Source organism: Komarekiella delphini-convector SJRDD-AB1, assembly GCF_014831675.1.
In the GTDB taxonomy this organism is placed as follows: domain Bacteria; phylum Cyanobacteriota; class Cyanobacteriia; order Cyanobacteriales; family Nostocaceae; genus Komarekiella.
On sequence record NZ_VJXY01000048.1, the window covers coordinates 14,111 to 26,545 of the forward strand.

Annotated in this window: 8 protein-coding genes and 1 pseudogene; 4 read left to right on the forward strand and 5 right to left on the reverse strand. The window is 42.3% G+C overall.

Annotated features, from left to right (window positions below; genetic code table 11):
• Nucleotides 1-208 precede the first annotated feature (208 nt).
• From FNW02_RS29490 to FNW02_RS29500, 3 genes are read left to right on the forward strand one after another with little or no spacing between them, the layout of a single operon-like run.
• Nucleotides 209-1,336 (forward strand): ABC transporter ATP-binding protein, encoded by a 1,128-nt coding sequence (locus tag FNW02_RS29490; RefSeq protein WP_191761007.1) that lies wholly within the window; start codon nt 209-211, stop codon nt 1,334-1,336.
• Nucleotides 1,333-2,418 carry a polyamine ABC transporter substrate-binding protein gene (locus FNW02_RS29495; RefSeq protein ID WP_191761008.1) on the forward strand — a complete coding sequence of 362 codons (1,086 nt, stop codon included), beginning with the start codon at nt 1,333-1,335 and terminating at the stop codon, nt 2,416-2,418. The genes FNW02_RS29490 and FNW02_RS29495 overlap by 4 nt, the downstream gene beginning before the upstream one ends.
• A 53-nt stretch (nt 2,419-2,471) precedes the next feature.
• Nucleotides 2,472-3,389, forward strand: a complete 918-nt coding sequence (locus FNW02_RS29500; protein ID WP_191761009.1) for an ABC transporter permease subunit — start codon at nt 2,472-2,474, stop codon at nt 3,387-3,389.
• Between the two features lie 467 nt (nt 3,390-3,856).
• On the opposite strand, the gene nblS is transcribed toward FNW02_RS29500, so the two are convergent.
• The 4 genes and pseudogenes from nblS to purD form a co-directional block, all read right to left on the reverse strand.
• Nucleotides 3,857-5,827, reverse strand: coding sequence for a two-component system sensor histidine kinase NblS (gene nblS / locus FNW02_RS29505; protein ID WP_191761010.1), 1,971 nt, complete (start codon nt 5,825-5,827; stop codon nt 3,857-3,859).
• Between the two features lie 370 nt (nt 5,828-6,197).
• Nucleotides 6,198-6,542, reverse strand: coding sequence for a XisI protein (locus FNW02_RS29510; protein ID WP_191761011.1), 345 nt, complete (start codon nt 6,540-6,542; stop codon nt 6,198-6,200).
• Nucleotides 6,530-6,948: pseudogene (locus FNW02_RS29515) on the reverse strand (XisH family protein). The gene FNW02_RS29510 and the pseudogene FNW02_RS29515 overlap by 13 nt, the downstream one beginning before the upstream one ends.
• A 121-nt stretch (nt 6,949-7,069) precedes the next feature.
• The gene (gene purD, locus FNW02_RS29520) at nt 7,070-8,374 is read right to left on the reverse strand and encodes a phosphoribosylamine--glycine ligase (protein WP_191761012.1); all 1,305 of its coding nucleotides are present in this window, start codon (nt 8,372-8,374) and stop codon (nt 7,070-7,072) included.
• Nucleotides 8,375-8,792: 418 nt separating this feature from the next.
• Between purD and FNW02_RS29525 the strand changes: the two genes are divergently transcribed.
• Nucleotides 8,793-9,740, forward strand: coding sequence for an NAD-dependent epimerase/dehydratase family protein (locus FNW02_RS29525; protein WP_191761013.1), 948 nt, complete (start codon nt 8,793-8,795; stop codon nt 9,738-9,740).
• 78 nt (nt 9,741-9,818) lie between these two features.
• Here FNW02_RS29525 and FNW02_RS29530 read toward each other — a convergent pair whose 3' ends face one another.
• Nucleotides 9,819-12,380: a response regulator gene (locus FNW02_RS29530; RefSeq protein ID WP_225225995.1), complete on the reverse strand. Its 2,562-nt coding sequence runs from the start codon at nt 12,378-12,380 to the stop codon at nt 9,819-9,821.
• Nucleotides 12,381-12,435: the final 55 nt, after the last annotated feature.

Sequence of the window (12,435 nt, forward strand, 5' to 3'; positions counted from 1 at the left end):
TGGTACAAGATAAAAAGTTATTTTGCCATCAGTATTAAATGTATATAATTTTATAATTGTCTCAGTATTTATTTTGAAACAATGGGGTGAGTATATTAAGCAATTGTTTTTGCCGGATACAATAAACCAAAGTGTGGTAACTTAGTTTGCTTAATAGGCTACATCAATTATCAAAATAACGTAATATCACTGCATTCTACTGAAGATTATGGCTCAACCTGTCATGCAGAATCAAACGGGGATAACGACCTTTCAACCACTAGATGTTGAATTACGTAATGTATTCAAGTTTTTTAACCAAGAACCAGCGGTACACGGAATAGACTTGGATGTCAGACAGGGGGAATTTTTTAGTGTTTTAGGCCCTTCCGGTTGTGGCAAAACCACTACACTACGTTTAATTGCTGGGTTTGAAAAAGCTGACGCTGGTAAAGTTTTGATACAGGGTCAGTCAATGACTAATGTGCCGCCTTACCGCCGACCCGTCAACACTGTATTTCAAAGTTACGCTCTGTTTAACCACCTGAATGTGTGGGATAACATCGCTTTTGGACTACGGCTAAAAAAACTGCATAAATCAGAAATTGCTAGTAGAGTTCAAGAAGCTTTAAAGCTAGTGAAAATGGAAAGTTTGCGATCGCGCTTTCCCAATCAACTTTCTGGTGGTCAACAGCAACGAGTTGCTTTGGCAAGGGCCCTAGTTAATCGTCCCGCCGTCGTACTACTGGATGAACCTTTAGGAGCGTTAGATTTAAAACTCCGTAAAGAAATGCAGGTTGAGTTATCTAATTTACACAAAGACCTGGGATTAACCTTTGTCATGGTGACACACGACCAAGAGGAAGCGCTTTCGTTGAGCGATCGCATTGCCGTGATGAATCAAGGCAAAATTGAGCAAGTAGGTACTCCTAAACAAATTTACGAGCGTCCCTGCACATCATTTGTCGCTGATTTTATTGGCGATACTAATTTATTCAGTGGTGAAATCGTTGCAGTAGACTCTTCTAACATCCAAATTTTGACGAAAACGGGACTCTCAATTGTCATTAATCGTGTTGAAGATACACCAACTGAATTATCTCAAGCGGTAGTAGTGAGCGTGCGCCCAGAAAAAATAGAGCTTTCGCTTTATCCACCCAATTTGCCTGCTAACTGCTTTGAAGGAAGACTGGTCAACGTTATGTATTTAGGCACTCATGTTAATTATGTTGTGGAATTAATAAATGGCATAAACATCAATGTTTTACAACCCAATACTTTTGGTAGTTTGCCAGATCGCGATACACCCATTTACGCTTGGTGGGCGGAAACCGATTGTTTAGCTATTAGTCAATGAATAACAGACGAAAATTCTTAAAAAATTTAGCAGCACTTTCTAGCCTTTCTTTAACTAGTTGTGGCTGGAGGCTGGCTGATGTGCGAGCTAATTCTACTATTTCTGAGCAACGTGATCAACTTTATATCTATACCTGGACGCAATATACTGACAAACAATTACTTACAACTTTTAGCGCCCAAACTGGTATGAAAGTGCTTGCAGATGTGTATGATTCCAATGATGTTATGTTGGCTAAATTCCAGGCTGGAGGTGGTAGCAGTTATAGCATTATTTACCCATCTGACTATATGGTGCAGAAGATGGTTGATAAAGGTTTATTAACAGAAATAAATCACGATCGCTTAGTTGGTTTAGAGAATTTATTCCCGCGGTTTAGTAATCCTAGTTATGACCCTAATAATCGCTACAGTATCCCTTTTAATTGGGGAACAACAGGTTTACTTTACAACTCAGAGAAAATTAAAGATGTACCAGAAGATTGGGAGTATCTTTGGCAAAACCAGGAACAACTTAATAAGCGGATGACCTTGCTAAATGATGTCCGCGAAGTAATGGGTGCAGTGTTACGAATGCTGGGTTACTCTTACAACTCACAAAATGAGGCAGAAATTAAACAAGCTTATGAGAAATTGAAGGTATTAAAACCTGCGATCGCGGCTTTTGACACAGATGCTTGGCAAAATCAAATTCTGGCAGGAGATTTATTATTGGCAATGTGTTATTCAGCGGACGCAGTAAGGATTTCTCAAGAAAATCCTAAACTAAAATATGTAATTCCCCGCAGTGGTTCTTCACTATGGACTGACACTATTGTAATTCCTAAAACAGCCCCTAATCCATCTGGAGCTTATGCCTGGATTAACTTAATTCTGCAACCCGAAGTAGCAGCCCAAATTAGCCAACGTCTGAGCATTGCTACGCCGAATAGCGCCGGATTCGAGCAATTACCAAAGCAAGTGAAAGACAATATTAATTTATTTCCTCCAGACTCGCTTTTAGAAAATTGCGAACGTATTAGTCCTTTAGAAGAATTTAATGAAATTTATGAGCGTTATTGGACTGAATTAACTAGTAGTTGAAAAGGCAAAGTCAAGAGTATTAATTTATAACTTATAAATAATAAATTAGGATTGTGTCTAATCAAATTCGTCATTCTCAAATAAATTCACCAGATGATATTGCTGAAGTAGCAAAGTTGCACCGTCCACAAGGAAACTGGCTACAGCTGTTGGCATTACTTGCACCATCTGGGATTTGGTTATTGCTTTTGTTGGTGCTGCCAACATTGATAATTTTTGAGTTGAGTTTAGTACCTGACATTCGGCCTGGGGATGTAGTCAACCCCAGCGGGTTCAAAAACTACATTCGGATACTTGACCCTCTTTACTTACAAGTAATTTGGCGATCGCTCTTTTTAGCGTTTGGCACTACCGTAATTTGTTTAATCTTGGGCTTTCCCGTTGCCTATTGGATTGCTCAGATAGCACCGAGGCGTTGGCGAAACTTGCTAATAATCGGCTTTGTCTTACCTTTGTGGACTTCTTCATTACTACGCTCTTATGCTTGGATAACAATTCTTCGTCCTACTGGTTTGTTGAACACTTTACTAATTAATTTAGGCTTACCTACTTTAGAATTACTTAACCGAATTCCAGCTGTATTAATTGGTATGAGCTACAGCTTATTACCTTACATGGTTTTAATTTTATATGCCTCTCTTGAAAAACTAGACAAGCGATTGCTCGAAGCGGCAGCTGATTTAGGTGCAAATCCATTGCAAGCTTTTTGGCAAGTGACCATACCTCAAATTTTGCCTGGAATTGCTGCTGGTTCCATGCTTGTATTCATCACAGGCTTAGGAGATTTTATCGACCCAGAATTACTTGGTGGTGCTTCTAGTATGACGGCGGCGCGGTTAGTTTATAACCAGTTTTTGGGAGCTACTCAAAATTGGGGATTTGGTTCAGCTTTGAGTATGACATTAATTCTATTTGTCAGTATTGCGATCGCTGTTTTAATTAAGTTTGGTGAGGCTACACCCAAGCAATAAATGAACGTGAGTTCGACGGGTTGAAAAAGGTACAAAAAAGCTGAGACTAGAATTCAACAAAAAATACGCATAGTGTCTCAGCGGTAGAATCTATTATATATATCTCGGCTGTTATTGTTCAGGGTGTATCAATTAAAGCGTTTCTACAATAGACCTCTTGCATAAATCAGATTATCAACTGCTAAACAGAGAAATTTCTAGTTACTCTCTGCGCCTCTGCGCCCACCGAAGTTCAGATCGCTATGCGGGTCTTACTGCCCAACCGTTCTTTCAGAACGGTTGCCTTGTGTCTAAAGGACACAAGGGAGAGGCGCAAGGCTTTGCGCCTCTCGGCAGTGATACAGACCATCGGCGGAAGCCGCCGCTCCGACTTCTCTGTGCGTGAACCTAAAAACTCTATTTTCAAATATTCGTGCAAAAGGTCTATTGTTTTGAAAAATTTTGTAAGTTGAATTTAGCTATAGCCTTCAGGCTGTCGCAATTTGGGGTGTTTCAATAGTTATATCAACCAGTTTCGGTGGGGTTTTTTCATCAAAAACAGCTAAGTCGAACCAAAAAGTAGTGCCAACACCGACTTCACTCACCAAATGGACTTTACTACGATGTCTGTCGATGATGTTTCTCACAATCGATAAACCCAAACCTGTCCCTTCTAAGGTGTGAACTCGGTTTTCTACGCGAAAGAAGCGCTCAAAAATTGAGTGTTGGTCTTCTGTGGCGATGCCAATCCCAGTATCGGAGATTTCAATCCGCACCTGAGAAAGCTGACTGTGTTCGCGTGGTGTTCCAGAAGAAGAGTTTGGTTTGGCATCTAGTTGGTAGGCGCGGATTGCAACTTTACCACCTGCTGTGGTGAATTTGAGGGCATTACCGATCAAATTACCAAACACTTGTACCAACAAATCATAATTACCCATTACTAGGGGCAAATTCGGGGCTACTTCCTGAATTAGTTCGACACCTTTATCTTTAGCATTGAGTTGGTAAGTACGCAGTGTTTGCTCGATCGCTTGCGCTAAATCCACTCCATCGAAGCTGTAACTACGACCAGATTCGAGTTTTGACAAATCCAAAACATCGTTAACTAGGCGAGTTAAGCGATCAGTTTCATGATTCACAGTTTGTAGAAACTCTTGTCGTTCTTCTAAACCTAAGTCTTCACCGTAGTCGTGCAGAGTTTCTATATAAGTTTTGATGTTAAATAAAGGCGTTCGCAGTTCGTGAGAAACGTTACTAATAAACTGACTTTTTGCCTCGTTAAGTTCTACCTCGCGGGTAATATCTTGCACAGTAATAGCAATGCCTTTGATGCTTTCTCGTTGCAGGTTGAGCACTGTGGTCAAGAGAATACGGATTGTGCGCTTGGTGGGTTGATTAAGACAAATGCGGAATTCAGCACTTTCACACTCACCTGCTGCCATTTCGTACAAAGTACGGGTAATTTCCATTTGTACTGCTGAAGGTAAATGATGCAAAACATTGCTACCTACGACATCAGCGGCTTCCCAACCAAAAATTCGCTCTGCTGTAGGATTGACTAAAATCACTTGCATGTTGTTATCAATCAGCACAGCACCATCGGCGATTGTTGAAACTAGGGTTTCTAGCTTGGCTTTTTCTGCTGTAATTTCCTCAATATTTTGCTCGTCATAACTCTCTAAGCGCTCCGCCATGTCATTAAAGCTTAAAATTAGCTCTCCTAGTTCGCCCCCTAGAGGTAAATCAATACGTTGTTTGAAGTTACCGCTAGCAATTTGTTTTACCCCTACTAGCAGTTCTTTAATTGGCTTAGTGATAGTCAAAGCGTTAATCACTCCTGCCAAAATCACCATTACCCAAATCGTGATAAAAACGGCAATGGTAACATCGCGGGTGAAATTAGTGGAGATGACAGCGGTCTGATTGGGATTGATGCCGATTGCCAATACACCTAAGTATTTTTGATTGACAATTAGAGGAACAAACACATCGGTGACTGCTCCATCTGGAGTCATGTGTTGCCGCACCATCGGCTTTTCCCCATCACCAGGGTAATCTTCTGGCAGCTGTATTCGTCGCTCAATGGTGAGGGAGTTTTCTACCTGCGCGTCCCAAAAAGGAATCCCGAAGAAAATTTCCCCACTTTCGTCAGCGTAGAGCATGTAACGCACACTAGAGGTGCTGCTGTAGAAGCGTTGCGAAAACTGGGCAACCTCAGTGAGATTGTGGTCAGCAATCAGGGGGGCAACATTGGCAGCAAGCAGTAGTCCTAGGTCACGACCGAAACGGGTGTCATTCAGACGCGCATCCTGCTGAATTGTGTTTACCGCCCAGAAGGTAAGACCACTCATCACCAACGAAACTACCATTGTGGCGACAGCCAACAGCTTGGTTTGGAGGGTGAATTCTGACCACCAATTGGCGATCGCTTCTCGGATTGTTTTTAACAGAACTAGCATTTTAAATAAAGTTGTTAGCAGTTTTTGCTGTAAACCCCAACAACTAAAAAATTAACAGTTATTTTGATAAACATGTTAATTGGGAGATGAGGGAGTAGGGGATGCGGGGGCAGCAGGGATATCCCTGTTAAGGTAGTTTTAACGAATTTACCTCATTTCAGCCATCAGAGTTGATATATGGCTGAGGATTAACAGATTAAACCCCATTTTTTCGACTGGTGGCTTATGCGTAGACGCTTGGTAACAAAAATCCAACCTGTTGAAATTTGGAGCTAATTGTTCAACTCAGATTAGGGCGGCTATTAAACTTGAACTCAGCCCCAAAATATTCGTACCATCCGCTGCACTGCATTGTGAGAAGGCGCTACCGCTACGATACTACTGCAAAATCTGTGTACTGCCGCAGCTTAGGTTCATGGAATGCCAACACTATATCTTCCTTGCTAACACCTGCACGAACTAGGTCAGTTGCGATACCATCTTCAGTCCAATCTTCCTCGATCCAGAATTTACAATCTCGAATCCGAACGTAGACGGTCATACCAGTAATTCGTTCGCCATTTTGCCAACCAAGGTTCATCCAAATATAGTGACCTTTTGGCTCATCCATAATCAAGAATGTTTCGATGTCTGGATTAGGACGACGGTTACATAGTTCTACATACTTCATCAGGATATGCTTAATTATCTTGGGATACTCAGTTAATTTATCCATTGTGTGATCTGCTCTGTATCTGTATCGACGACAATGAGTGGAAGTTTATGTTTGTGGAGGATGAGTTGAATCACATTCTGGTTGAAAAAGCTTTTATAAGTGATCGCACCAACAGCAAGGTAAAGTTTACGGTCTGGTGCTGTTTCCTCTAGAAGATAACGGTAGATGTCATACTGACCGAGAGCCTCTTTCAAGTCTTGTATCTTTGATGCGCCGACAAAGCTTTTCACTTCAACAACAAGTTTTTGCCCATCTCGTTCAGCTGCAATGGGGCGTTCAGCACCGAGATCAGCGTACAACGTTGTTCTTCGATACTGAATTATGTAGGGGGATCGTCTGTAATTGCCCAGCCGTCCTTCATAAGTGCGTTCTTTACCGCGTTATGAATAATGTCTAACTTGGGCAGATCTTAAGTATAAGTCAGCCTCGCTGCCTAATGGAAATCAGTGCTAGCCCTAAAGCTGACATCAGACTGCATTTAGATTGGATGCTTTGAACTTTAAATTAACTCACTCAAAAACGTTACTTTAAACGGGGGTTTGCTCCCCCTGCTCCGCACTCATTACTCGATGACCGATATCTCTACGGTAATATATTCCCTCAAACTGAATATGTTTAATTCCGGCGTAGGCTTGAGCGATCGCTTGCTCAAAATTTTCTCCTATACCAGTCACATTTAATACTCTTCCCCCATCAGTTACTACTTCTTGCTGCTGGTTCAATTTCGTACCTGCATGAAACACGGTTGCGCCTGCTGTCTCTGCCTCTGAAATACCCGTAATCACCTGACCTTTCTCATATTCGCTTGGATAGCCGCCTGATGCGGCTACGACAGTGGCAGATGTCCCCTCTTTCCAAGCTATGGGTGGCAACTCACCTAACCGCTGCTGTACGCAGGCTAGAAGCAATTCTTCTAGGGGTGTTTCTAACAGTGGCAAAATTACCTGGGTTTCTGGATCGCCAAAGCGACAGTTAAATTCTAGAACTTTAAAATTGCCATCGGGTGTAATCATTAACCCAGCGTACAGCACGCCTCGGTAGTCAATGCCTTTAGCTCGGAGAGTGGCGATCGCTCTTTCTAATACCTCTGTTTGAACGCGTGCCATCAACTTTGGCGTGGCAATAGGTGCTGGAGCGTAAGCTCCCATTCCACCAGTATTTTCCCCTGTATCGCCCTCACCAATCCGTTTATGATCCTGAGCTGGCAACAAAGACCGGATCGTTAACCCATCAGTCAATGCTAAAACTGATACCTCTTGCCCAATCAAATATTCTTCAATGAGCACAAATTTACCAGCACTGCCAAACTGTCCTTGGAAAATAGCATCAATGGCACTCTGAGCCTGTTCAATCGTTTCGGCAACTATTACACCTTTCCCCGCTGCCAAGCCATCAGCTTTGACGACAATCGGTGTCCCCTGAGTTTTCACATAGGATTTTGCTGCTGCTGCCTCCGTAAAAACCGCAGCCTGTGCTGTCGGAATTCCTGCCTCCTGCATTAAGGCTTTTGCCCAAGCTTTACTCGCCTCAATCTGCGCTCCTGCTCTAACAGGCCCAAATACCATCAGCCTTTTGTCTTGGAGGTAGTCGGTGATTCCCTTAGCCAAAGGCACTTCTGGCCCAACTACCACCAGAGAAATACCGTTTTGCGAAGCATACTGGCTTATGCCTTCAAAATCATCTACCGCCAGAGGCAAGTTCTGACAACATTCCATGCTTGCTGTGCCTCCATTCCCTGGCACACAGACAACCTGCTCAACTTGCTTGGATTGCAACAGTTTCCATGCTAGAGCGTGTTCGCGCCCCCCGTTACCGATAACTAAAACTTTCACTGATTTCCTCGTACGTCCCTTGCAAAACGAGAATGCCTTAAGGCTGCTCGCGGATCAATTTTTCACCAATTCTTATACTTATGCAAGCCCCATCTGACTTAAGTATAGAAGCACAAACCAATATAACTGGGTTAAATTGCTCGTATCTATTAACTTGCCTTAGTTATTGAATTTATGCTGTATTTACTCTTAATATTTAACTGAGCAAACTAGTATATTGATATTTTTCATTAATAGCAAAACCTCAATAAATATACTGAATATCTTTTAAATAAAATTATAAGATTTAAGTAGTTTTATGAGTTGTTTGACTGGTTAACTGAACATTTAAAAAATAATCTTCAAGTAATGACGATATTGATGACAAGTATTAACCTGTTAATATTGTGACTAAGAAAATATCAAAAAAGTAATAGACATGGTTAAAGTTATCGTCACTGGAGCCGCAGGGTTTATCGGTTCTCAACTTATAGAAACATTGTTGCAACAAGAGCAAGAAGTCCTTGGGATTGATGAATTTAATGATTACTACGATCCGATGTTAAAGCGTAAGAATGTTGCACACTTGCACTGGCAACCTGGCTTTACATTAATCGAAGGAGATATGCAATTTTTAGATTGGCAGACACTTCTAAAAGATGTTGATGTAGTTTACCATCAAGCTGCACAGGCAGGTGTAAGAGCGAGCTGGGGTCAATCTTTCCGAGGTTACACCGAACGCAATATTAACGCTACACAAGTTTTGCTAGAAGCAGCAAAGGATGCTAAAAATTTAAAAAGGTTAGTGTTTGCCTCTTCGTCGAGTGTATATGGTGACGCGGAAACATTACCTACTCACGAGGAAATTTGCCCCCAACCAGTTTCTCCTTACGGCATTACTAAGCTAGCGGCTGAGCTTCTGTGCGGACAATATCACAAAAATTTTGGCGTGCCTTGTGTATCATTGCGTTATTTCACAGTTTATGGCCCCAGACAGCGCCCAGATATGGCATTTCATAAATTTTTTAAATCCATTTTACAGAATGAGGCAATTCCTATTTACGGCGATGGGCAGCAAACACGAGAGTTTACGTTTGTGAGTGATGTCATCGCCGCCAATTTAGCCGCGGCTACTGTACCTCAAGCAGTAGGAGAAATCTTTAACATTGGTGGTGGGAGTAGGGTAGTTTTAGCGGAAGTTTTGGACACTATTGAAGAAATTGTTGGGAAACCAATCAAAAGAAACCATATAGAAAAGGCGATGGGAGACGCCCGTCACACAGCGGCCGATGTATCTAAAGCTCAGAAAATTCTGGGATATCAGCCGCAAGTCTCACTCAGAGACGGACTAACCCAGGAATGGCAATGGATAAAGTCGTTGTATTGAGGTTGTAAAAAACTCTACCCCCTTGGGGGTGGAGTTTTTGGGCATGGGGTATAGCGAATGTTTACTCTGCTTGCTTCCTTATCTGTCCTTAGCTTCTTGGACTAAGTTAGCAATCGTTGCAATTAATTGGGCTGGGTCTATTGGCTTTGAAATATGCGCTTGAAAACCTGCTGAAATTGCTTGCTGCTCGTTTCCTTCTCCAGCATAGGCTGTAAGAGCGATCGCTGGAATTTGCCCTCCTTGTTCTGGAGGCAGTAACCTGACTTGTCTAAGCAGCATATAACCATCCATTTCTGGCATCCCGATATCGCTTACTAGTAAATCTGGTCTTGACTGTGCCAAGGCTGCTAATACCTCTGCTGCTGATGACACAGCCCTGACTGTTGCTCCACAGCCTTCAAGGATGAAGGTAACTAACTCTAAAGAATCAGGATCGTCATCTACAGCTAGAATTTGAAGATTATCAAAACCTGAAGGATAGGCAGCTGTTGTATTACTTTCTTCACTACTTACTAGTGAATCGGTAACTATCATAGGTAAATTTACAATAAAGGTTGCTCCCTGACCTTCTCCTAAACTTTCTGCCGATACAGTTCCACCATGCATTTCTACTAAATAACGGACAATTGCTAGTCCCAATCCCAAGCCACCAAATTTTCTAGTTGTTGCGCTATCGGCTTGACGGAAGGTGTCAAATACATAGGGGAGAAAATCTAGACTGATGCCTTTGCCTGTATCTGTAATCTGAATCTGAGCTTGGGAACCAATTGGCTTTAAATAAACCTCAACTTGCCCACCTTCTGGAGTAAACTTAATCGCGTTGGAAAGCAGATTCCAGACAACTTGCTGCAAGCGCCCCGAATCCCCAAATACTTGACCAACAGTAGAATCAAGCTCGGAGTGAATTTGAATTGATTTTACCTCAGCCGATAGCCGCACTGTTTCCATCGCGGCTCTCACAATTGTTGCTAAATCAACTGGGCAAACATTGAGGCTTAGCTTACCTCGCAAGATGCGGGAGATATCCAGTAAGTCTTCAATGAGTTTAGTTTGTAACAGAGCATTCCGTTCAATGGTTTCAAGAGCAAAAGCAGTCTTTTTTTGATCAAGCTTGTTACTACGCAAAAGTTTTGCCCAACCCAAGATAGGATTTAATGGAGTTCTGATTTCATGAGACAGAACAGCGAGAAACTCATCTTTAATTCGATTGGCGTCTATTGCTTGCTGGTAAAGGCGAGCGTTATCAATTGCGGTAGCTGCTCGTTGAGCCAGTGCTTTAGCCATTGCCAAATTGGTTCTAATGTAGCGACGGTTCGGTTGGTTTGTCAGAAAAGTAATTGTACCTAGCTTGCGATCGCGAGCTACTAGCGGCACAATCATATAGGATTGAGTGTTGATCTGGCGCATCAGTCGCAGATGTTCTAAATCCTGTGTCATTGCCGATAAAAACGCATCTGACGCATCACTAACTAACTGCGGCTTACCTGTTGTAAGCACATTACGCACGCCAAAATCAGCATCAATTGAATTGGAATAAAGCCGTCTTAATACAAGCGCTAGGGCTTCTATTTCAGGAGTTACGGCAGCAATAATTGGTTCCTCAAAGACTCTAAGATTACTTTCGACAACATCAATAAAACAGCAATCAGCTAAAGTGGGAACCACTAAGTTAGCCAAATTTGTCAGAGTCGCATGGTAATCAAGGGAAGATGCCAATAGTCGGCTGGCTTCAGACAGTAAACTATAATTTTGCTTCTCAGCTTCAGCTTCCATTCTGGCAGCGTGTTCACGGATTAGCAGTTGTTCTCGTTCTAACTCTGCGTGTTTACGATCGCTAATATCCTCTATCAAACCGTCAATAATGGCGTTACCACTCATTTGTGTGAAGGTTTGACTGACACGCACCCAAATCAAATTACCATCTGCTCGTCGCAGTTGCATTTCGCGATCGCGCACTTCATCAATTTGTCGCAATTGGCTAATTAACTGAGCATGGTCTTCTAATTGAAAATAAGGCTCTATGAACTGACTCGTTTGCTCTTGGGGCAGTGTTCCTAGTCCAATCAGACGCAGAAATGCTGGGTTACACTCTAATAAAGCACCGTCCAAACTTGCCCGATAAATCCCAACATTTAAGCGATTGAGCAGAGTTTGGAAACGCGCTTCTAAATTCGCGGCTTTTTGACGAGTTTCAACTTGTTGTAAGGCAGAGCGAACTGCGGCGCTCAAGCGTATCTGATGCTGAGGTGACTTAACAACATAGTCATCCAATCCAGACTTCATTGCCTCTACTGCAATCTCCTGAGTACCGCTGTTGGTGAACATAATCACTGGACAGTCAGGATAACGCGCCTTAGTTGCTCGTAGCACTTCTAAACCATTACTCCAACGCAATTGATAATCGGTGACAACCAAGTCAAACTGCCCCCTTTCTAATGCCTGAGCTAGTTCTTCTGCTACAGCAACTTGTTCTACTTGGAGGTCAATAAACTCTCGTTCCAGTTGTCGAATTGCTAATAAGCGATCGTTTGGGTTGTCATCAATCAGGAGAATGCGTAACATTTGGCTACAAGTCAGAATCGCATTAATATCATAAGTGCAAAAACAGGCTAAAAAGCTAGAAACACGAGACTCTTGCATCTGATGCTAGAAAATTTTGTGTCCTGTTGCCCAGTTTTGATGCTTTCCCAGAATG

Coding starts and splice junctions, on each gene's coding strand:
- nblS (WP_191761010.1), bottom strand. CDS start 5,827: ATGCTAGTTCTGTTAAAAACAATCCGAGAAGCGATCGCCAATTGGTGG.
- FNW02_RS29495 (WP_191761008.1), top strand. CDS start 1,333: ATGAATAACAGACGAAAATTCTTAAAAAATTTAGCAGCACTTTCTAGC.
- FNW02_RS29490 (WP_191761007.1), top strand. CDS start 209: ATGGCTCAACCTGTCATGCAGAATCAAACGGGGATAACGACCTTTCAA.
- FNW02_RS29530 (WP_225225995.1), bottom strand. CDS start 12,380: ATGCAAGAGTCTCGTGTTTCTAGCTTTTTAGCCTGTTTTTGCACTTAT.
- FNW02_RS29525 (WP_191761013.1), top strand. CDS start 8,793: ATGGTTAAAGTTATCGTCACTGGAGCCGCAGGGTTTATCGGTTCTCAA.
- FNW02_RS29510 (WP_191761011.1), bottom strand. CDS start 6,542: ATGGATAAATTAACTGAGTATCCCAAGATAATTAAGCATATCCTGATG.